This is a genomic window from Caballeronia sordidicola (assembly GCF_000729995.1).
Lineage (GTDB): Bacteria > Pseudomonadota > Gammaproteobacteria > Burkholderiales > Burkholderiaceae > Caballeronia > Caballeronia sordidicola_A.
Genome location: NZ_JNFG01000017.1, coordinates 81,649 through 103,206 on the forward strand (window position 1 = coordinate 81,649; position 21,558 = coordinate 103,206).

The following is a 21,558-nucleotide window of genomic DNA, read 5'->3' on the forward strand; positions in this document are numbered from 1 at the left end:
CGCCAACTAGGGCCAAGAGCGATCTCGCGTATGACCGAAAACCAGAATCCAGAACAAAAAGCCCGAGACAATATTGACGCGCTGCTTAAGCGAGCAGGTTGGGTCGTTCAGTCAGCGAAGAAGATTGATTTCGGCGCAGGGCTTGGCATCGCTGTCCGGGAATACCAAACCGATGTCGGTCCGGCGGATTATGTGTTGTGGGTCGACAAAAAAGCAGTGGGAGTTATCGAGGCAAAGAAGGAGGACCTTGGCCACAAAATCATCGAAGTCGAACAGCAGACCGAAGGATACGCTGCTGCCAAACTAAAGTGGGTGAATAACAAGGGTCCCTTGCCCTTTCTCTACGAGAGCACCGGCATCATCACCCGTTTCACCGACGGCCGTGACCCCAAGCCCCGCTCCCGGGAGGTGTTCAATTTCCATCGCCCGGAAACCATCAAGGAATGGTTATCTCAAGGCTCCAGCCTCCGCCGGCGCTTGCAGACCATCCCTGCTTTGAATTCGAACCACTTGCCCGCTCAGGAACTGCACCTGCGCGACTGCCAGGAAATTGCCATCAACAACCTGGAAGAATCTTTCAAGGCAGACCGACCTCGTGCCCTGATCCAGATGGCCACCGGTGCCGGCAAGACCTACACCGCCATTACCTCCATCTATCGCCTGCTTAAGTACGCCGAGGGAAAGCGCATCCTCTTTCTCGTCGATACCAAGAACCTTGGCGAGCAGGCCGAGCAGGAAATGATGTCCTACGTTCCGCTTGACGATAACCGCAAATTCACTGAGCTTTACAACGTCCAGCGGCTCAAATCCTCGTACATCGCCAAGGATAGCCAAGTATGCATCAGTACCATCCAGCGCCTGTATTCCATCCTGAAGGGAACTGAGCTCGACGAAGCCACCGAACAAATCAATCCAGCCGAGCTCGTTCAGCCCAAGGCGCCGATGCCCGTCGTCTATGACGCCAACATCCCTCCGGAGTTCTTCGACTTCATCTATATCGACGAATGCCACCGATCGATCTACAACCTCTGGCAGCAGGTTATTGACTACTTCGACGCCAGCTTGATCGGTCTTACCGCCACGCCTGACAACCGGACCTATGGATTCTTCAAGAAAAACGTCGTCAGCGATTACAGCCACGAAAAAGCCGTGGCCGATGGCGTCAATGTCGGCAATGAAATTTACGTCATCGAAACGCAGATCACCAAAGCCGGTGGCGAAATCAAAGCACAGCAGCAGGTTGAGCGGCGGGAAAAGCTCACCCGCAAGAAGCGCTGGGAACAGCAAGACGAAGACGAGACTTACTCCGCCACGCAGCTTGACCGCAATATCGTGAACCCGGATCAGATTCGAACCATCATCCGTACTTTCCGCGACAAGCTGCCGGAAATATTCCCCGGCCGCGAAGAAGTGCCCAAGACCCTCATTTTCGCCAAGAGCGACAGCCACGCCGACGACATCATCCAGACCGCCCGTGAAGAATTTGGCGAGGGTAACGCCTTCTGCAAAAAGCTTACCTACAAGAGTGAAGAAGACCCCAAGTCTGTCCTAGCCCAGTTCCGGAACGATTACTACCCGCGCATTGCGGTCACCGTGGACATGATCGCCACCGGCACCGACGTCAAACCGCTCGAATGCCTGCTGTTCATGCGCGACGTCAAAAGCCGCAACTACTTCGAGCAGATGAAGGGGCGCGGCACCCGAACGCTTGAAATGGACGATCTGAGGAAGGTCACGCCGTCCGCTAAGAGCGCCAAGACCCACTATGTCATCGTCGATGCCATTGGCGTTACCAAGTCGCTAAAGACTGCCAGCCAGCCCCTCATCACCAAGCCCTCGATCCCACTCAAGGATTTGGCCATGGCCGTCATGATGGGCGCCACCGACGAAGACACAGTGTCGTCCCTTGCCGGCCGTCTGGCCCGCCTCAACAAGCAACTCGATACCGACGAGCAACGGCAAGTCCGCGATGCAGCCGGCGGCATCGAGCTCAGCCAGATCGTCGGCAGGTTGTTCGGCGCTATCGACGCCGATAACATTGAAGCCAGAGCGTTGGAGCTGGCCGGCCTCCCAATAGGCTTCGACCCCGGCGATAGCAAGCGCCAACAAGCGCAGGAGCAGTTGATAAATACCGCCTCCAGTGTCCTCAACGGCGAGCTGATCGAACTCATCGACGCCATCCGCCGCGATAAAGAGCAAACGATCGACCACGACAACATCGACATTCTTCTGCGTGCCGAATGGGACAAGGACGCTGCGAATAATGCCCAGGCCATCACCGATGAGTTCGTCGAATACCTGAAGTCCAAACAGGACAACATCAGCGCGCTCACCATCTTCTTCAGCGAGCCGTACAGAAGGCGCGAACTCAGCTTCGACCTAATTCGGGAGGTAGTCGACAAGCTCAAGATGGACAAACCCAAGCTCGCGCCACTGCGGGTGTGGCAGGCTTACAGCCACTTGGACGACTACAAGGGCGGGCAGCCGATCAGCGAACTCACGGCGCTCGTGGCGCTCATTCGCCACGTCTGCGGCATGGATAAAAAGCTATCCACCTTCGACGACACCGTTCGCCGTAACTTTCAGAATTGGGTGATGAAGCACCACTCCGGCGGCAGTGAAAAATTTAACGAGGAACAAATGAATTGGCTGCGTATGATCCGCGACCACGTCGCCAACTCTTTTCACATCGAGCGCGGCGATTTGGAAATGTCGCCCTTTGATGGGCAAGGCGGCCTGGGAAAAATGTATCAACTGTTTGGGACGAAGATGGATACGCTGCTGGACGAATTGAATGAAGTGTTGGTGGCGTAATGAGAGACGAATCAATTTGTCCGGGCTGGCATCCTACTACTCTTCGAGAAATTGCTTCGTGGGGTTCCGGCGGAACGCCTTCGCGGGCAGTTGCAAGATATTTTGTAGGAACGATTCCCTGGATCAAAACGGGAGAATTGGGAGAAAAGTACATCCGCTGTTCTGAAGAAAAAATCTCGGAAGAGGCGCTGAACAATTCAAGCGCTAAGATTTTTCCCAAGAACTCGGTCGGTATCGCGATGTATGGAGCAACCATCGGAAAATTGTCGATATGGGGAATTGACGCTTCAACTAACCAGGCGTGCGCTGTCGGTGTTCCGAGTGAGGCCGTTGATAAAGAATATCTTTACTACTTTCTCCTATCTGAGAGGGAAACACTCATCAAGGCCGGAAAAGGCGGCGCACAGCCAAACATTTCGCAAGGCATCATCAAAGAGTGGCCAATTGCCTTACCCCCACTCCGCGAACAACATCGCATTGTTGCCAAAATCGAGGAGCTGTTCTCCGAGTTGGACCAGGGCATTGAAAGCCTGAAGACCGCCCAGGCCCAGCTGAAGGTGTACCGCCAAGCCCTCCTAAAGCACGCCTTCGAAGGCAAGCTCACAGCTCAATGGCGCGCCAACAACCCAGACAAACTCGAAACCGCCGATGCCCTGCTGAAAAGTATTCAACATGAGCGTGCGCAACGCTATCTAGAACAACTCGCCGAATGGGAGGCAGGTGGCAAAGAGGGAGCCAGACCCAAAGCTCCAAAAACGCCATCGTTACTGACTGCTGAAGAACTTGCTGAGCTGCCTCAACTGGAAATCGGTTGGGTATGGATCAAATACGGAGATCTATGTTCGCATGTGAGGAATGGCATCTCTGCTAAGCCTGAGGGGGACACTGGGGCACCTATTTTTCGAATCAGCGCGGTGCGCCCAATGTTCTTTGATATGGCTGACATCAGACATATCCAAAACTCAGGGGGGGAGCTCGACAGTTATTACCTGCAACGAGGAGACTTGGTTTTCACCCGTTACAATGGGTCGAGACGTTATGTTGGTGTATGTGCTGAATACCGGTCTGACGAAAAAAGGCTGTTTCCGGACAAATTGGTTCAAACAAGAGTTTTTTCCAGACAGATCGCCACTGCATATCTGGAAAAGGCATTGAACTCGGGGGCCTCGCGCCGCTTCGTTGAGTCAAAGATCCGAACGACGGCGGGCCAATCAGGTGTTTCTGGTGAGGACATCAAAAACATCCCGGTACCCATCTGCAGTTTCGAAGAGCAGAACGGAATTATGGAATTGCTGGAACCCAAACTATCTGAGACAGACCATCTAGAGCACACCATAACTAATGCCCTGCAACAGACTGAAGCGCTGCGTCAGTCCATCCTAAAGCAAGCTTTCTCCGGCAAACTGGTTCCACAAGACTCCGCTGAGGAACCCGCTTCGGTCCAGCTCGCACGCATTGAGGCGGAAAAGTCCGCCCAACTCCAAGGCAAGAAAACCCTCAAATGAACGCAACCGCATCCATCGTTTCAAAGGTCTGGAGTTTCTGCACCACGCTACGCGACGATGGCGTGGGCTACGGCGACTATCTGGAGCAGCTCACCTATCTGATCTTCCTAAAAATGGCGGACGAGTACAGCCAGCCACCCCATAATCGCAAGGTTGGCGTCCCGGCCGAGTACAACTGGCAGAGCCTCAAGGCCAAGCGAGGAGCAGAGTTGGAGGTTCATTACGTGACGCTATTGCGCGAACTGGGCAACATGCCTGGCATGCTCGGCGCGATCTTTACCAAGGCGCAGAACAAAATTCAGGACCCCGCCAAGCTGTATCGCCTGATCGACATGGTGAACGAAACTCAGTGGGTCACCATGGGTGCTGATGTCAAAGGTGACATCTACGAGGGCCTGCTCGAACGCAACGCCGAAGATACCAAGTCTGGCGCCGGCCAATATTTCACGCCCCGCGCCCTCATTCGCGCCATGGTTGAATGTGTCCGCCCCGAACCCAACAAGACGATTGCCGATCCCGCCTGTGGCACCGGCGGCTTCTTCCTCGCCGCGTACGACTTTCTGGTGACGACGCACCAGATGAATAAGGCACAAAAAGCCTTCCTCAAGCACGACACCTTCTACGGCAACGAGATCGTCGCGAGCACCCGCCGACTCGCTTTGATGAACATGTTCCTCCATAACATCGGCGAGATAGACGGGGACAGCATCGTTTCCCCTAACGATGCGTTGGTCGCCAGTTCGCCGCAAACTTACGACTACGTACTTGCCAATCCACCCTTCGGCAAGAAGAGTTCTATGAGCTTTACGAATGATGAAGGTGAACAGGAAAAGGACGACCTGACCTACAACCGCCAGGACTTTTGGGCCACCACGTCAAACAAACAGCTCAACTTCGTTCAGCACACCCGCACCATGCTGAAGACCACCGGGCGTGCTGCCGTAGTCGTGCCTGACAACGTTTTGTTCGAAGGCGGTGCTGGTGAGACTGTTCGCAAGAAGCTGATGGAAAACACCGACCTCCACACCATTCTGCGCCTGCCGACCGGCATCTTCTATGCCAATGGCGTTAAGGCAAACGTGTTGTTCTTCGACAATCATGCCGCCAGCAAAGACCCCTGGACCAAGGAAGTTTGGTTCTATGACTACCGCACCAACATTCATCACACGCTCAAAAAGAAGCCGCTCCGCTTTGAGGACTTAAAGGATTTCATCGCCTGCTACAACGTGGACAACCGCTTTAAGCGCAAGCAAACGTGGAGCGAGAAGAGCAACCCCGAGGGCCGTTGGCGCAAATTCACTCATGAGCAGATCTTGGCTCGGGACAAAACCAGCCTTGATATTTTCTGGCTCAAGGACAAAAGGCTTGCCGACCTCGACAATCTTCCCGAACCGGACGAGTTGGCCATCGACATAATCGACAACCTCGAGGCTGGGCTAGATAGCTTCCGAGCGATTGCTGCCGCACTTAATGCCTAATCGTCACATCCCTGCATTATGCCGACAGCCGCAGGCAAGAGCAGTTCTTCGAGAGATGCTGAGGCGGCCGGACGGACGACCAGCCTCCCTACACTTCTTCAATGCCGTTGCCGCAAAGAGCGCATATGTTTTTGATCAAAGCAACAGGCGTGAAGAATTTCTCGATGGCACGCTTTCTTGAGGAGGGCCCGGCGCGCCATCGATAGCGACACGTTGATGCGTTGATGGATGACGGCCGATGGGTTCAGCGGCAGGCGGCCCGGATGATCTCGACCGCAGTGGCGCATGGTGATCAATGGCCGATTGCATTCCAGAGGCAGGTGAGGTGCGGCGGGCGAGAGGGCAACGCCGCCTTAGTAGATCAAGGACCTACGAAAAAGGATTCCCGCGGGCCCCTATTCGAAACTAGAAATTAGATATCTGCCAGAACTGCTTCCCGGACTGGGTCCCGCACGCACCAAAACAAAAAGCCGCTACTTCTTTCGAAGCAGCGGCTTTCTTTACAACTTGGTGGCGAATCAGGGATTCGAACCCCGGACCTGCGGATTATGATTCCGTCGCTCTAACCGGCTGAGCTAATTCGCCAAGAGATCGAGATTATGAAGAGGGTTGCGAAACCTGTCAACCCCTTCCAGGCTCATTCCTAGAGACAAGGTAGCCCGGAAAGCGACCACCCCACAATCGCTCCCCGAACCGCCCGAAAATCAATCCGAGTCATAAACCGCCGTCCCGCGCGTCTCCTTAACAAACAGCATCCCGATCACGAACGCCGCCAAGGCGATCACAATCGGATACCACAGCCCCGAGAAAATATTCCCCTTCGCGGCCACGATAGCGAACGCCGTCGCCGGCAAGAACCCGCCGAACCAGCCATTGCCGATGTGATAAGGCAGCGACATCGACGTGTACCGGATCCGCGCCGGGAACATCTCAACGAGCATCGCGGCGATAGGCCCATAAACCATCGTCACGAAGATCATCATGATGGTCAGGATCACAATAGCCATCGTCCAGTTGATCAGCGCCGGATCAGCTTTCGCCGGATAACCCGCCGACTTCAGCGTGCCAGCCAGCGTTTTGTCGAACGCGGCGCCCTGGGCCTTCGCATCGGCGGCCTTGCCGTCATACGTATCCACCACGGTGTCGCCCACCTTGACCTGCGCGATCGTCCCGGCCGGAGCCGCCACGTTCTCGTAGTTCAAACCGGCCTTCGACAACGCGCTCTTGGCAATATCGCAGGAGGTCGTGAACTTCGATGTTCCCACCGGGTTGAACTGGAACGAACACTCGTCCGGATTGGCAATCACGCTGATCGGCGCCTTCAAGGTCGCGGCTTCCAGCGTCGGATTTGTGTAGTGAGCCAGCGCGTGGAAGAGCGGGAAGTACGACAGCGCGGCAATCAGGCACCCAGCCATGATGATCGGCTTGCGCCCGATCTTGTCCGACAGCGACCCGAAGAACAGGAAGAACGGCGTCCCGATCAACAACGCCACCGCCACCATGATGTTCGCGCTGGTGCCATCAACCTTCAGCGTCTGCGTCAGGAAAAACAGCGTGTAGAACTGGCCCGTATACCAAACAACGGCCTGTCCCATCGTCAGCCCGAACAGCGCGAGCAGCACGATCTTCAGGTTCTTCCACTGCCCAAACGCTTCGGTCAGCGGCGCTTTCGACGTCTTGCCTTCCGCCTTGATGCGCTCGAACACAGGCGATTCATGCAGCTTCATCCGGATCCACACGGACACAAGAAGCAGCAGGATCGACACAAGGAACGGTACACGCCAGCCCCACGCACCGAACTTTTCCTCACCAACAGAACTCCGTACCAGCAAGATCACGATCAGCGAGATGAAAAGCCCAAGCGTAGCCGTCGTCTGGATCCACGCGGTCCATGCGCCGCGCTTGTTGGCGGGCGCATGTTCAGCGACGTAAGTTGCCGCGCCACCGTACTCCCCGCCGAGCGCGAGCCCTTGCAGCAGCCGCATCGCGATGAAGAGCACAGGCGCGGCTATCCCGATCGTGCCGTACCCCGGCAGCAGCCCGACCACGAACGTCGACAGACCCATGATCACGATGGTCACAAGGAACGTGTACTTGCGCCCGACCATATCGCCGAGACGCCCGAAAACAATCGCGCCGAACGGCCGCACGGCAAAACCCGCCGCAAAGCCGAGCAAGGTAAAGATGAAAGCAGCAGTCGGATTGACGCCGGAGAAGAACGTCCTGCTTATATAGATGGCAAGCGAGCCCGCCAGATAAAAGTCGTACCACTCGAATACCGTGCCTAGCGATGACGCGAAAATCACGCGCCGCTCTTCGCTCGTCATCGGTGCGTGGGAAATGCGCCCCTCGACCGTTGCCATGAAGTCGTCTCCTGTATGGATCTTTGAATGGCATCTGCGGATAGCAGCGCCGTGCAACGATTATTGGAGGGAAAACTTACGGCGTTCTGACGCGGAAGGGGTCCGCGCTAAGACGCTTTCTTATCTTCTTATTGATCTAAATGCTTCAAATACGCTTTCTTCTATCTCAATAAGTTAGCTAACATCCGTTTAAATTGGCTCTTGAAGAAATGCCGGGCAGGCTTCGATCAGGGTTTGTCCCGGGCAGGATAAACCCGCTGCAAGCCCACCCGGACAAGCGTTCCGGCTTGTCGCGGCGCTTCGTTGTACACGTGATCGTCTATATCGAGAGTGCCGCCGTGCATGATCGCGATCTCTCGGACGATGGCAAGACCGAGTCCGCTGCCATCGCCTTCACGCCCAAGAATGCGATAGAACCTCTCCACCACACGCGTGCGTTCCGCTTCAGGAATGCCCAATCCCGTGTCTTCCACTTCGAGAAAGACGTGCCGCGTGTCGGACTCGTCGGTGCGCACCCGGACCGTGATCCGGCCTCCGGGCGGGGTGTAGCGAATGGCGTTATCGATAAGATTCGACAGCATTTCGCGCAACATCACTGCGTTGCCTTCAACCTCGACCGGATGCGGCGGCTCCTCGTAACCAATGTCCATCCGTTTAGCCAATGCCGCCTGCACCCAGTCGCGAACGGCGAGCCGCGCGAGATCGGTCAACTCCACGCGCGAGAAAATCTGCCCCGACATCCGGTTCTCCGCCCGAGCCAACGCGAGCAGTTGCGTCACCAGTCGCGCCGCGTGCTCGGAGCTCGTCGCAATCTGTTCAAGCGAGCGCTGCACTTCCGCCGATACATCCTGCCGCAACGCAAGCTCTGCCTGCGTCCTCAAGCCCGCGAGCGGCGTTTTCATCTGATGCGCGGCGTCGGCTATGAACCGCTTCTGCAACTGCATGTTCTGCTCGAGCCGGTTGAGTAGATCGTTGAACGATGCCACCAATGGCGCGATTTCCGGCGGCGCGCGGCTGGCTTCGAGCGGCGAAAGATCATCGGGACGCCGGGCGCGAATATTCGCTTGCAGCGCATGCAGCGGCGCGAGCCCGCGCGACAACCCGAACCAGACCAGCACGATAGCTAGCGGCAAGATCACGAACTGCGGCAGGATCACGCCCTTGATGATGTCGTTAGCCAACTGGCTGCGTTTATCGAGCGTCTCGGCCACTTGGACCAGCACCGGTTGAGAGAGCGTCGGCGCTTCCACCGTCGTATAAGCGATGCGAATGTCGTTGCCGCGCAGCACATCGTCACGAAACTCCACGATGCCGGGCTGCGGCCGGTCATCGTCGTGGGGCAAGGGCATATCGGCGTCGCCACCTACCAGTTCACCACGCGTACCCAGTACCTGGAAAAACACGCTGTCCACGTTATCCGCGCGCAGGAAGTCGCGCGTGGCGTTCGGCAGCCGCAATTCGGCGACGCCGTTCACCGGCGCGATCTGCCGTGCGAGCACGTAGGCATCCGTCTCCAGCGCGCGGTCGAACGGCCCGTTGGCAATCGACTTGGCGACGAGATACGTGACCGCAATACTCATGGGCCACAAAAGCAGCAGCGGCGCGAGCATCCAGTCCAGGATCTCCCCGAATAGCGAACGCGGCGCTGGCTCGCCGTCGGGCTCGAGCTCGTCGGGCGGCGCGAACGGATTCGCGTAACGCGCGTCGCGGGAAGCGTCGGGATCGGCTTCGGGCAAATCGGGCGAAAGGGGTGACAGCTCGCGCAACGCCGGAGCGGCGCGCTCGGGGGACGCTGGCGAGCCCATGGCGTAATTACTCGTGGTTACTTGCTACTTGTAGTGCGGGCTGGGCGAGACAGGCTCGTCGGTATTTGCCGGGGCAGGCGCTACAGGAGTGGCCACCGCGGCAACGGCTTTTTCAAGGCTATAGCCTAACCCGCGAACAGTTATGATTCGCGCGCCGCCGGGCTCGATTTTTTTTCTTAGCCGATGGACATAGACTTCGATCGCGTTGTTGCTGACTTCCTCGCCCCACTCGCAAAGGTGGTTGACGAGTTGTTCCTTCGACACCAGCCGGCCAACCCGTTGCAGCAGGACTTCAAGCACGCCGAGTTCGCGCGCGGATAACTCGATCACCTGGTCGTTGATGGACGCAATGCGCCCGACCTGATCGAACGCGAGCGCGCCATGTTTGACGACCGTGGGGCCGCCGCCCGCGCCGCGCCGGGTAAGGGCGCGCACGCGGGCTTCGAGTTCGTTCAGCGCGAACGGTTTGGCCATGTAGTCATCGGCGCCGAGGTCGAGGCCCTTGACGCGTTCGTCGACACTGTCGGCGGCCGTCAGGATGAGCACGGGCATCTGGGAATTGCGGGCTCTGAGGCGTCTCAGGACCTCCAGGCCGGACATCATCGGCAGGCCCAGATCGAGGATCAAAAGGTCGAAAGTTTGTAGCGACAGCGCGTTGTCCGCGTCCACGCCGTGGCGCACGTGATCCACGGCATAGCCCGATTGGCGGAGTGATCGAATGAGACCGTCCGCGAGTATGCTGTCGTCTTCGGCAATGAGGATTCGCATCGTAGTGTGCGCAAAAAGCATTGCCGGCACCGCAATTCGCCCGGCGCGGCGGTCTCCAGGTGTAGTGGTGTCCCGCATGGGTCGAACGTGGCGCTGAAACTACGCGCTTCGATCGGACTTGCAAAAACACCTGTTTTTTTATACAGTGTCTGCAGCAGTGCGCCCAACCGGAAAAAAGTCCCAAGGGCATGCGCCAGACGCCGTTCATCATAGCAAAGGACGATTCATGGAAGATAGCAAGAAAGGCCCGGGCGGGATGTCTGCAGAGAAGAGCAAGGCGCTTGCCGTCGCGCTCGCGCAGATCGAGAAGCAATTCGGCAAGGGGTCGATCATGCGACTCGGCGCTGGCGAAGCCATTGAAGACATTCAAGTGGTGTCGACCGGTTCGCTCGGACTGGATATTGCATTGGGCGTCGGCGGCTTGCCGCGTGGACGCGTAGTGGAAATCTACGGTCCGGAATCGTCGGGCAAGACCACGCTGGCGCTGCAAGTGATTGCGGAGATGCAGAAGGTCGGCGGCACTGCAGCGTTTATTGACGCGGAACACGCGCTCGACATCGCTTACGCGCAAAAGCTTGGCGTGAGTCCGTCGGACCTCCTGATCTCGCAGCCGGACACGGGCGAGCAAGCGCTGGAAATCTGCGACGCACTCGTGCGCTCGGGTTCCATCGACATGATCGTGATCGACTCGGTCGCGGCCCTAGTGCCGAAGGCTGAAATCGAAGGCGAAATGGGCGATTCGCTGCCTGGTTTGCAAGCACGTTTGATGTCGCAGGCGTTGCGCAAGCTGACCGGCACGATCAAGCGTACGAACTGCCTGGTGATCTTCATCAACCAGATCCGCATGAAGATTGGCGTGATGTTCGGCAATCCGGAAACCACCACGGGTGGTAACGCGCTGAAGTTCTACGCATCGGTGCGCCTGGACATTCGCCGTATTGGTTCGATCAAGAAGAACGACGAAGTGATCGGCAACGAAACCCGCGTGAAGGTGGTGAAGAACAAGGTTGCGCCGCCGTTCCGCGAAGCCATCTTCGACATCCTCTACGGCGAAGGAATCTCGCGTCAGGGTGAAATCATCGACTTGGGCGTGCAAGCCAAGCTGGTTGATAAAGCCGGCGCCTGGTACAGCTATAACGGCGAACGGATTGGTCAAGGTAAGGACAACGCACGCGAATTCCTGCGTGAGAATCCTGAAATGGCGCGTGAAATCGAAAATCGGATTCGCGAATCGCTGGGCGTCAATGCAATGGCCGACGCGGTTGCACCGGGTGTTGCCGAAGTGGCGGATGAAGAAGAATGAGTTTTAGGCGGTAAAGATTATGCGCAGCAAGAGCCGGTTCGGATCGAAGACCGGTCGCGATTCAAATCGTGACGCGGAGCAGGACGTAAAGGAAGATCCGGACGGCTCGAAGTCCATAAGCGACGAAGACGAAAGTCTCGGAGCAGAGGAAGGGGTTGATCGCTATGAACGTAGCAGCGATCGATACCGCGCAGCAGCAAGCGAACGCGTCGGTGCGGAGGGATCTGCGTCGGCGCGTCGTTCGTTTGGAAACAGCTTCTCGAAGAGTGGTGGGGTTTCCGGCGAGAAGAGCGGGGGCGGTGGGTTTAATAAGGGTGGTGGGTTTTCTAGCGGCAAGAGTGCTGATACTGGAAGTGGCAGTAGCGGTAACAGTAGTTTCGCCAGGAAAAGCAGCTTTGGGCGGCCGGGTGGTTCCAGTTTGTCATCTGGTGGCAGCAGCAAGGCTGAGGCGATAGCCGCGAGTCTGGAGGCAGCGGGCGAAACCACGCAGCAGGACAGCGAGCCGGTATACGAACGGTCGAGTGATCGCGCGTTTCCGAAACGTGGATCGTTTGGCGGTGGGGCTTCGGCGCGATCGTCTTCGAATAGTGCGTCGGCAGATGCCCCAGCTGAGTACGAACGGTCGAGTGATCGCAGCAAATTTGGACGTGGTGGGTTGTCAGGGCGCAAAGCGGCTAGTCCGGCTTCGCGTGGAAAATCTTCGCCTCAGTCGGCTGACGGCGAGGATGTTTTCGAACGATCCACCGACCGACAAACCAGCCGTCGCAATTCGCCAAAGTCGGCAAAACCCGCGGATGAGAACCGCGCTGAAATCTCGGATATTGCGGTTGCGCCGCAAGTCGACCAGCACCAAAGCGAACCCGTGCAGCCTGATTCGGCTGCGGGATTGGACGCGGTCAATGCAGAGGAGCGCTTGAAGCGCGCTCGGGCGGTGTTGGAACAGGCACAAGCAGTTGTTCAATCACAGGCCGCGCCTGAAAAAGCAGCCCGCAAATCGCAATCGAAACCCGCGGTTATTTCTCCGGGTATCCAGCGAGAAACAGGCATCGACATAGCCGATCCATTCGAGCCCTTCGAACAGTGCGCGCCATCGGCAGCGGATGGGGTTAGCGAAAGCCAAAACGCCGAAGCGGTTTATACGCGCGGCTCTACCGGTCGCGGCAAAGCCTCCGCAGCCGGCGATTCCAAGCGAAAAGGGCCGCAATTATCGTTACGCGGCCGTGCGCTGGGTTATTTATCGCGTCGTGAACATAGCCGCACTGAGCTATCCCGCAAGCTGACGCCGCATCTGGGCGAAGGCGATTCCCTCGATACCTTGCTCGACGCGCTCGAACAAGAAGGGTGGTTATCGAATGAGCGATTTGTGGAGAGTGTCGTTCATCGACGGGGCACTCGTCTTGGCACAAGCCGAATCGTGCATGAGTTGAAGCGCAACGGTATCGACGAAACGCTGATTCAGGACGCTGGCGCTGAGTTGAACAAAACCGAGCTCACTCGTGCTCGCGAGGTCTGGAGCAAGAAATTCGCCGATCTGCCGACAACGCCGGCCGAACGCGCGAAACAAGCGCGCTTTCTCGCCACGCGAGGGTTCAACGGCGGAACGATCGTGAAAGTGCTGAAAGCGGGCGACGACGAATTTATCGACGAATAAGCGCTGCCGTTCATTGGCAGCAACGCCCAAAGTGAAACCTCAACACCCACCCCAAAAGCACAAACAAAAACCCCAATCCCGACGTTGAGCGAAATCCCCCACCGCCGCGTACCCTGGCGAAACAAACCCGAAACAAACCCCCACCCAAGCCTGCGCATTGCCCCTCAAGCTTCCCCGCGGCAACTCGGTCCGGCTGAAAATGGCCAGTATGGTAAAATTTCGGCGTTTTCTCATTCCGGCCTTCCTCTGCACATGCCGCTTTCTCCGCCCGTTTCCCGACAGTTGCGCCATCGCCGCGCGATTCGAATGGAAGCGTTTGAGCGTCAAGATGGCTTGTGGGATATCGAAGCCTGTCTAACCGATGAAAAGCCGCGCGACGTCAAACTCGCGTCGGGCGTCCGGCCTCAAGGCCTGCCGATCCATGAACTCTGGCTGCGCATCACTATCGACCGCACGTTCAATATCGTCGACGCCGAAGCGGCTTCCGAGTGGGCTCCGTATGCGGGTCTGTGTGCAGCATCGAACTCCGCGTACCGCGCACTCATCGGCCTCAATCTTGTGCAAAATTTCCGTCGTGAATCCAGCCGTTTGCTGGCCGGAACGACCGGTTGCACGCATATCACTGAACTCTGCGCCGTGTTGCCCACAGCCGCCATCCAGGCATTCGCCGGCGAAGTGTGGAACACCGAAACAGGCGGCGCGCCCGGTGAACCATCGGATAGTTCAGCGAGCACAGAAGCAAGCACAGCAGCCGGAAACAAAACCGACAAACCCCCATTCCAGCTTGGCCGTTGCAACGCATTGCGTTTCGACGGTGAAGCCGTTCGACAATATTATCCGCGCTGGTTCGGCCATGCGCCCCGTGGCGCGGCAGACCGGATGGCGGATCAGGACAACTCCAGAAAGGCCGGAAGCGAAGTGGAGCCGGCTCAGCGAAATTAAGCGAATTCAAGCGGACTTAGTAGCAGACCCTAAGCGAAATTAGCAAGAGCAGGTTCCCAGAACTGGCCGACCAGGAAACATCAGCATGACTCCGGGCGCGCTTACTTTTCACGCCGGAAGCAACGCTCAACGTAATCCAAGTAATCCTTTAATCCACGTAATCGAAGTTCAATCCAACTCTCAGACTGAAGGAATCACGCATGAAGATTCACGAGTACCAGGGAAAGGAAATCCTGCGGAAGTTCGGCGTCGCGGTCCCGCGCGGCAAGCCCGTGTTCTCGGTGGACGATGCGGTCAAGGCCGCTGAAGAGCTGGGCGGCCCGGTATGGGTCGTCAAGGCTCAGATTCACGCTGGCGGTCGCGGTAAGGGCGGCGGCGTGAAGGTTGCAAAGACGCTGGACCAGGTTCGCGAATATTCGAACCAGATCCTCGGCATGCAACTCGTCACGCACCAGACCGGCCCTGAAGGCCAAAAGGTGAACCGCCTGCTGATCGAAGAAGGCGCGGACATCAAGAAGGAACTGTACATCGGCCTCGTGCTCGACCGTATCACGCAAAAAGTCGTGGTGATGGCATCGAGCGAAGGCGGCATGGACATTGAAGAAGTCGCGGAAAAGACGCCGGAACTGCTGCATAAGTTCGCCGTCGAGCCGTCGACGGGTCTGCAAGACGCAGACGCCGACGACCTCTCGCGCAAGATCGGCATTCCGGAAGGCTCGATCCCGCAAGCACGCGCAATCCTGCAAGGCCTGTACAAGGCATTCTGGGAAACGGACGCATCGCTGGCGGAAATCAACCCGCTGATCGTCACCGGCGACGGCAAGGTGATCGCACTGGACGCCAAGTTCAACTTCGACGCCAACGCGCTGTTCCGTCACCCGGACATCGTCGCGTATCGCGATGTCGACGAAGAAGATCCGGCTGAAGTGGAAGCATCGAAGTTCGATCTGGCCTACATCTCGCTCGATGGCAACATCGGCTGCCTGGTGAACGGCGCCGGCCTGGCAATGGCCACCATGGACACGATCAAGCTGTTCGGCGGCGAGCCGGCCAACTTCCTCGACGTGGGCGGCGGTGCTACGACGGAAAAGGTCACGGAAGCCTTCAAGATCATGTTGAAGAACCCGGGCCTCAAGGCAATCCTCGTGAATATTTTCGGCGGCATCATGCGCTGCGATGTGATCGCGGAAGGCGTGATCGAAGCGTCGAAGGCCGTGTCGCTGAAGGTGCCTCTGGTCGTGCGCATGAAGGGCACGAACGAAGATCTCGGCAAGAAGATGCTGGCGGATTCAGGCTTGCCGATCATCGCGGCCGACAGCATGGAAGAAGCTGCGCAGAAGGTTGTTGCAGCAGCCGAGGGCAAGTAATCCGCGTTGTTTAGTTAAACACCACACCGGATTACGAGCGTTCCACCAGATACGAAAGGCTGCGCTTTTAGCTGCGTGCTTTGAAACAAGGCACGAGGGCTAGAAGCGACGTCGACGAACAGAGGTCACACTATGTCGATTCTGATCAACAAAGACACCAAGGTCATTACCCAGGGTATTACCGGCAAGACCGGTCAGTTCCACACCCGCGCTTGCCGCGAGTATGCGAACGGCCGTGAAGCGTACGTTGCGGGCGTGAACCCGAAGCGCGCCGGCGAAGATTTCGAAGGCATCCCCATCTACGCAAGCGTCGCGGAAGCGAAGGCTGAAACGGGTGCAACCGTTTCGGTGATCTACGTGCCGCCGGCTGGCGCCGCTGCCGCAATCTGGGAAGCGGTCGAAGCCGACCTGGATCTCGCCATCTGCATCACGGAAGGCATTCCCGTGCGCGACATGCTCGAGATCAAGGACCGTATGCGTCGCGAAAATCGCAAGACGCTGCTGCTCGGACCGAATTGCCCGGGCACGATCACGCCGGACGAACTGAAGATCGGCATCATGCCGGGTCATATCCACCGTAAGGGCCGTATTGGTGTGGTGTCGCGTTCGGGCACGCTCACGTACGAAGCAGTCGGCCAGTTGACGGCTATTGGCCTTGGCCAATCGTCGGCAGTGGGTATTGGCGGTGATCCGATCAACGGTCTGAAGCACATCGACGTCATGAAGATGTTCAACGACGATCCCGACACGGACGCCGTGATCATGATCGGCGAGATCGGCGGTCCGGACGAAGCGAACGCGGCTTACTGGATCAAGGACAACATGAAGAAGCCGGTGGTTGGCTTCATCGCGGGCGTCACGGCTCCGGCCGGCAAGCGCATGGGTCACGCGGGCGCGTTGATTTCGGGCGGCGCGGATACGGCCGATGCCAAGCTGGAAATCATGGAAGCGTGCGGTATCACCGTCACGAAGAACCCGTCGGAAATGGCGCGTCTGTTGAAGGCGATGCTTTAAGGGTTTAGGGAACGGCCGATCGACAGAAAACGCAGGGCTGCGTTATGCTTGCGTAAGCCTTTCGTAAAACGTCGGTTCTAAAAGCGGGGGAGCTCAGGCTTCCCCGCTTTTTTTATCGCGCGTTTTTTCTGTCGCTGTCGTTCACCGGTTTTTTCATGCTCGAATTTTTCGCCACGCTCCATTGGGGCGCTGTTCTGCAAATCATCGTTATCGATATCCTCCTTGGCGGCGATAACGCCGTCGTCATCGCGCTCGCCTGCAGGAATTTGCCGCCGCAGCAACGCACGCGCGGCGTGCTGCTCGGTACGCTCGGCGCCATCGTCTTGCGGGTCGCGTTGATCGCGTTCGCCGTGGTGCTGCTCGATGTCCCATTCCTCAAGTTCGTCGGCGGGCTGATGTTGTTGTGGATCGGCGTGAAGCTGATGATGCCGGATCACAGCGACCCGAATATCAAGCCGACCGACCAGCTTTGGGCCGCGATCAAGACGATCATCGTGGCCGATGCCGTCATGAGCCTCGACAACGTGATCGCCGTAGCCGGTGCTGCCGAAGCCGCCGATCCGCAGCATCGGTTGGCGCTGGTTATCTTTGGCCTGCTGGTGAGTATTCCGTTGATCGTTTGGGGTAGCACGCTGGTGCTCAAACTGCTCGACAAATTCCCGATCGTGATTGCGCTTGGCGCTGGTTTGCTCGGGTGGATCGCAGGCGGATTGATGATCGATGATCCGTTCTTCGACCGCTGGCCCGCGCTGAACGTGCTGGGCGCGGAGTACACCGCGCACGTGGCGGGGGCGGTGCTGGTGCTGGCCGTAGGCTGGCATTTTCGGCGGCGCATGCTGGCGAAGGAAGCGAAAGTCGCGCACTGATTTCGGGTCAAGCCATAGGCCGTCTGGCTGACTGTTGAGGCCGGGCAGCACTCGCTAAGATCGAAGCGTCTGGATTGCATCACGCAACCAGACGCTTCGTCTTTTTGGGAGTTCAGCGATGGCAGCAGCAATAACGGCAGCGGTGTGCAGGGCAGATGAAGCGGGTAGCGACGTGGGTAGCAAAGCGTGGTTTCGAAGGCTGTTTACGCGCGGCAAGATAAAGCGTTTCGGGATGGGCTTCACGTTGATCGAGTTGATGATCGTGCTGGCGATTGTCGGCGTGGTCGCGGCGTACGCCATTCCGGCCTATCAGGATTATCTGGCGCGTAGCCGGGTGGGCGAGGGCTTGTCGCTGGCATCGTCGGCGCGGTTGGCGGTGGCGGAGAATGCCGCGAGCGGCTCTGATCTGGGCGGGGGATATTCGTCGCCGCCGGGGACTCGGAACGTGGAGTCGATTCACGTCGACGATACCAATGGGCAAGTCACCATCGCGTTCTCCACGCGTGTGGCGCCGGCCGGATCCAATACGCTGGTGCTCGTACCGTCAACTCCGGACAACGCCGAGACGCCGACGGCACGTACGGTTCTGACCAAGGGTTCGGTTCAGGCCGGATCGATCACGTGGGAATGTTTCGCCGCCACGAAAACGGCGTCTTCCTTGCCAGCGCCGGGTGCGGGTCCCTCACCTTCGGAAGCACCAACGTTACCGCCTAATCTGGCACCGCCGGAATGCAGGACTTGATGCGCTAATAAAAGGACCTGAAAGGCTGGCCGCATGAAACCGTAATCGCGGTGAATCGTTATCACGAAGCTTGTAAGCGAGTACGCGGATTGCGGACAGCCTCGGTATTTCGCCGAAACCGCCACGGAATTTTCAGGAATGGTGGTGATTTCGGCGCATTTCATGCCAGGCGCCGCACAGCAAGAGTAATTTTTTGTATAGTGCGCCGGTTGCCGACGTTCCCGACCCCACATGCCTTCAAACATCGCGCGCTACCTTTCTTTTGCTGTCCTCTGTCTGGCACTGACGATTCCGTTCGCGGTCGTCAACCACACCTATCCCATTCCGACCTTCTACGCCGAGTTCAGCGCGCTTGCACTGTTCTTGATGCTTGGCGGGGGAATGGCGCTGATCGTGCGTTTGTCCGAGCCGCGCGTGCCGTTCGCGACGCCGGTCATCGCGTTGATGCCGCTTGTGCTCGGTTTGCTGCTCGTGGCGCAGACGGTGGTTTTGCCGGTGTCGCAGCCGTCGATGAACTGGCTCGGCGGCGGTTATTTGCTGGCATCGTTTATCGCCGTGCATACGGGTTATGGCTTCGTGCGCGCGGGTCTGGCCGAGAAAGCATTCCGCTGGGGCGCGGCGGCATTGATTGTCGGTGGCCTGTTCGCCGTGTTCTGCCAGGTCGTACAGTTGTTCCATATGGAGCCGAAGTTTTCGCCGTTCGTAGTGGCCTACAACGTGGCAATCGAACGGCGGCCGTTCGGCAACATGGCGCAGGCGAATCATCTCGCGAGCTACATTGCGTTCGCGACGGCGGGTGCGCTGTATCTGGTGCAAACGCGACGCCTGCCTGTGATCGTGTGGCTGGTCTTGTCGGCAATCTTTTCAACCGGGCTCGCGTTGACCGTGTCGCGGGGACCGTGGTTGCAGATGGGTGTGATCGTGGTCGGGGGATTCTGGATGGCCCTCATCCAGGGCCGCTCGACCGTTGCCGGCGACCCGGATGGTCCCACCAGCCGTGCCGCTCGCAACAAAACGCGCGCATGGCTGATTCCGGTCGTGTTGCTCGTGCTGTTCTTCGCGGTGAACGCGGCGATTCGCTGGGCGAACTTGCGTTTCCAGCTCGAACTTGGCCAATCGGCGGCGGAGCGGATGCAGGATGCGAACCAGATCGCGCCGCGGCTTGCGCTCTGGCGGTATGGCTGGACCATGTTCCTGACGCATCCGTTGCTGGGTGTGGGCTGGGGCGAGTTCCCGCTGCATCAGTTCGAGTTCGTGCGGGAGCTTGGCGGGGTGGAGATCGCCAACAATTCGCACGATATCTTCATCGACTTGCTCGCGAAAACGGGTCTGCTGGGCATGGCGATCTTGTTGTTCAGCGTGGTCTGCTGGCTCGTGCGCGTGCTGCGCGCACCGCATACGCCTGCGCGGATTTTTGCGCTGTCGCTGCTGGGCGTGCTGATGATGCACGCGCTGGTCGAGTATCCGCAGCAGTACATGTTCTTTTTGATGCCCGCGATGCTGATTTTCGGCCTGCTGGAGACCCGGCCATTGCGATGGGTGTCGCGGTCGTTTTCTTATGGTTTGTATGTCGTGCTCGTGGTGCTTGGACTGGCTTCGCTATATCCCATCTTGCGCGACTACAACCGGTCTGAAGTGCTCTATTACGGTTCGCAGCCGGCTGAGCAATATCATGCAGATCCGTCGTTTTTATTCGGCGCTTGGGGGGAGTATGGTGCCGCAACATTGCTGCCGATGAACAGCCAGGACCTCGCCACGAAGCTCGTCATGCATCGTCAAGCACTGGCGTTGTTGCCGGGGGAAACCGTGTTGAGGCGTTACGCGGTGTTGCAGGCGCTGGCCGGACAATCGCAGGACGCGCTCGATACCATCGCCCGGTTGAAGATCTTCTCCACCGAACTGCACGACTGGCCGCAACAACTGGCGGATGTTTATCAGTTATTGGACGATCAGGGTAAGCCGCTGGCCGGGTTTAAGGCCGAGCTGATGAAGATGTATGGCGTGCCCGCACCGTCCGCTACCGACGATGATAGTGATGATGGGGATGATTGAGAAAGCGGCTTGATCGATGGCCTCGGTGAGGCAGAGAGTCTTGAAGCAGACGAGATCGATTGCGGCTAAAAGCAAAAGGCAGTTCCGACTTGCGTTGGAATTGCCTTTTTTTCTCAGCTAGACATTGTCAGTTGCCAAGCAGCGACAACGATTTACCAGGGATCAGCGCGGGTGCTCGTGATCAACTCCCCGCCACCCAATCCCCCGATTTCCCGCCGTGCTTCTCCAGCACCTTCACATCGGTGATCGTCATTCCGCGATCCACCGCTTTGCACATGTCGTAAACCGTCAGCAGTCCGACCTGCACGGCAGTCAGCGCTTCCATCTCCACGCCTGTGCGCCCGAACGTTTCCACGCGTACTTCGCAAAATACGCCTGGCAGGGTTTCATCGATGGAAAAGTCCACCGCCACTCGCGTCAATGCCAGCGGATGGCATAACGGGATCAAATCGGAGGTTCGTTTCGCGCCCTGGATCGCTGCAATTCGCGCGACGCCGAGCACATCGCCCTTTTTAGCCTTGCCGTCGCGAATCAGCGCAAGCGTGGCGGGCAGCATGACGATCGAACCGCGCGCGATGGCTACGCGACGCGTCTCGCTTTTGTCGCCGACATCGACCATGTGCGCTTCGCCAGAAGCATCGAAATGTGTAAGTCCGGACATAAGCTCTCCTTGCAACGGGCGCTCATCATAACAGCGGCGCGCGGGTGGTCCAGGCGCGCGCACGCCGCTACGATAAGCCTTTCAAGTTGTTTTCGCTTGTCCGTTCACAGCGTTTTCAGCCGATGGCCGCGCGCCATCCCGGCGACCGTATAGCAAAGTTTGCCATGCGTCCAAACCGACTAGTTGCCGCCGTTTTGCGAGATGGAGAAGGACGATAGTTAGGAGGC

Annotated in this window: 15 protein-coding genes and 1 tRNA gene; 11 read left to right on the top strand and 5 right to left on the bottom strand. The window is 58.1% G+C overall.

Going from position 1 to position 21,558, the window contains the following annotated elements; translation table 11 throughout:
• Positions 1-30 precede the first annotated feature (30 nt).
• The 3 genes from FH08_RS0117430 to FH08_RS0117440 are packed head-to-tail and all read left to right on the top strand — an operon-like array spanning position 31 to position 5,797.
• The gene (locus tag FH08_RS0117430) at positions 31-2,814 is read left to right on the top strand and encodes a DEAD/DEAH box helicase family protein (RefSeq protein WP_031359557.1); all 2,784 of its coding nucleotides are present in this window, start codon (positions 31-33) and stop codon (positions 2,812-2,814) included.
• Entirely contained in the window at positions 2,814-4,319 is a 1,506-nt protein-coding gene (locus tag FH08_RS0117435) for a restriction endonuclease subunit S (protein WP_075583346.1), read from the top strand. Before FH08_RS0117430 ends, FH08_RS0117435 begins: the two co-directional genes overlap by 1 nt.
• On the top strand, positions 4,316-5,797 hold the full coding sequence (locus FH08_RS0117440; protein WP_031359559.1) for an HsdM family class I SAM-dependent methyltransferase: 1,482 nt from the start codon (positions 4,316-4,318) through the stop codon (positions 5,795-5,797). Before FH08_RS0117435 ends, FH08_RS0117440 begins: the two co-directional genes overlap by 4 nt.
• Before the next feature lie 508 nt (positions 5,798-6,305).
• Here FH08_RS0117440 and FH08_RS0117445 read toward each other — a convergent pair.
• From FH08_RS0117445 to FH08_RS0117460, 4 genes are all read right to left on the bottom strand, one after another.
• Positions 6,306-6,382, bottom strand: a tRNA-Met gene (locus FH08_RS0117445).
• A 119-nt stretch (positions 6,383-6,501) separates the two neighbouring features.
• Positions 6,502-8,160 (bottom strand): MFS transporter, encoded by a 1,659-nt coding sequence (locus tag FH08_RS0117450; protein ID WP_031359560.1) that lies wholly within the window; start codon positions 8,158-8,160, stop codon positions 6,502-6,504.
• A gap of 227 nt (positions 8,161-8,387) precedes the next feature.
• The gene (locus FH08_RS0117455) at positions 8,388-9,965 is read right to left on the bottom strand and encodes a sensor histidine kinase N-terminal domain-containing protein (protein WP_081889504.1); all 1,578 of its coding nucleotides are present in this window, start codon (positions 9,963-9,965) and stop codon (positions 8,388-8,390) included.
• 24 nt (positions 9,966-9,989) lie between these two features.
• Positions 9,990-10,733: a response regulator transcription factor gene (locus tag FH08_RS0117460; RefSeq protein ID WP_035566508.1), complete on the bottom strand. Its 744-nt coding sequence runs from the start codon at positions 10,731-10,733 to the stop codon at positions 9,990-9,992.
• 226 nt (positions 10,734-10,959) lie between these two features.
• Here FH08_RS0117460 and recA point away from each other — a divergent pair, with 226 nt between their 5' ends.
• From recA to FH08_RS0117500, 8 genes are all read left to right on the top strand, one after another.
• Positions 10,960-12,036, top strand: a complete 1,077-nt coding sequence (gene recA, locus FH08_RS0117465; RefSeq protein ID WP_031359563.1) for a recombinase RecA — start codon at positions 10,960-10,962, stop codon at positions 12,034-12,036.
• 19 nt (positions 12,037-12,055) lie between these two features.
• A complete protein-coding gene (gene recX, locus FH08_RS51385; protein ID WP_051888341.1) occupies positions 12,056-13,687 on the top strand; it encodes a recombination regulator RecX in 1,632 nt (543 codons plus the stop codon).
• A 252-nt stretch (positions 13,688-13,939) separates the two neighbouring features.
• Entirely contained in the window at positions 13,940-14,629 is a 690-nt protein-coding gene (locus FH08_RS0117475) for a DUF2889 domain-containing protein (protein ID WP_031359565.1), read from the top strand.
• A gap of 185 nt (positions 14,630-14,814) precedes the next feature.
• Entirely contained in the window at positions 14,815-15,996 is a 1,182-nt protein-coding gene (gene sucC, locus FH08_RS0117480) for an ADP-forming succinate--CoA ligase subunit beta (protein WP_326928964.1), read from the top strand.
• A gap of 132 nt (positions 15,997-16,128) precedes the next feature.
• A complete protein-coding gene (sucD, locus tag FH08_RS0117485; protein WP_031359567.1) occupies positions 16,129-17,010 on the top strand; it encodes a succinate--CoA ligase subunit alpha in 882 nt (293 codons plus the stop codon).
• Positions 17,011-17,165: 155 nt separating this feature from the next.
• Positions 17,166-17,876, top strand: a complete 711-nt coding sequence (locus FH08_RS0117490; protein WP_031359568.1) for a TerC family protein — start codon at positions 17,166-17,168, stop codon at positions 17,874-17,876.
• Between the two features lie 232 nt (positions 17,877-18,108).
• Positions 18,109-18,618, top strand: coding sequence for a pilin (locus FH08_RS0117495; RefSeq protein WP_213767645.1), 510 nt, complete (start codon positions 18,109-18,111; stop codon positions 18,616-18,618).
• A gap of 231 nt (positions 18,619-18,849) precedes the next feature.
• A complete protein-coding gene (locus FH08_RS0117500) occupies positions 18,850-20,670 on the top strand; it encodes a PglL family O-oligosaccharyltransferase (RefSeq protein ID WP_031359570.1) in 1,821 nt (606 codons plus the stop codon).
• Positions 20,671-20,851: 181 nt separating this feature from the next.
• Here the strand turns inward: FH08_RS0117500 and moaC are convergent, their stop codons facing one another.
• Positions 20,852-21,331 carry a cyclic pyranopterin monophosphate synthase MoaC gene (moaC, locus tag FH08_RS0117505; protein WP_031359571.1) on the bottom strand — a complete coding sequence of 160 codons (480 nt, stop codon included), beginning with the start codon at positions 21,329-21,331 and terminating at the stop codon, positions 20,852-20,854.
• Between the last annotated feature and the right edge of the window lie 227 nt (positions 21,332-21,558).

Coding starts and splice junctions, on each gene's coding strand:
- FH08_RS0117430 (WP_031359557.1), top strand. CDS start 31: ATGACCGAAAACCAGAATCCAGAACAAAAAGCCCGAGACAATATTGAC.
- FH08_RS0117435 (WP_075583346.1), top strand. CDS start 2,814: ATGAGAGACGAATCAATTTGTCCGGGCTGGCATCCTACTACTCTTCGA.
- FH08_RS0117440 (WP_031359559.1), top strand. CDS start 4,316: ATGAACGCAACCGCATCCATCGTTTCAAAGGTCTGGAGTTTCTGCACC.
- FH08_RS0117450 (WP_031359560.1), bottom strand. CDS start 8,160: ATGGCAACGGTCGAGGGGCGCATTTCCCACGCACCGATGACGAGCGAA.
- FH08_RS0117455 (WP_081889504.1), bottom strand. CDS start 9,965: ATGGGCTCGCCAGCGTCCCCCGAGCGCGCCGCTCCGGCGTTGCGCGAG.
- FH08_RS0117460 (WP_035566508.1), bottom strand. CDS start 10,733: ATGCGAATCCTCATTGCCGAAGACGACAGCATACTCGCGGACGGTCTC.
- recA (WP_031359563.1), top strand. CDS start 10,960: ATGGAAGATAGCAAGAAAGGCCCGGGCGGGATGTCTGCAGAGAAGAGC.
- recX (WP_051888341.1), top strand. CDS start 12,056: ATGCGCAGCAAGAGCCGGTTCGGATCGAAGACCGGTCGCGATTCAAAT.
- FH08_RS0117475 (WP_031359565.1), top strand. CDS start 13,940: ATGCCGCTTTCTCCGCCCGTTTCCCGACAGTTGCGCCATCGCCGCGCG.
- sucD (WP_031359567.1), top strand. CDS start 16,129: ATGTCGATTCTGATCAACAAAGACACCAAGGTCATTACCCAGGGTATT.
- FH08_RS0117490 (WP_031359568.1), top strand. CDS start 17,166: ATGCTCGAATTTTTCGCCACGCTCCATTGGGGCGCTGTTCTGCAAATC.
- FH08_RS0117495 (WP_213767645.1), top strand. CDS start 18,109: ATGGGCTTCACGTTGATCGAGTTGATGATCGTGCTGGCGATTGTCGGC.
- FH08_RS0117500 (WP_031359570.1), top strand. CDS start 18,850: ATGCCTTCAAACATCGCGCGCTACCTTTCTTTTGCTGTCCTCTGTCTG.
- moaC (WP_031359571.1), bottom strand. CDS start 21,331: ATGTCCGGACTTACACATTTCGATGCTTCTGGCGAAGCGCACATGGTC.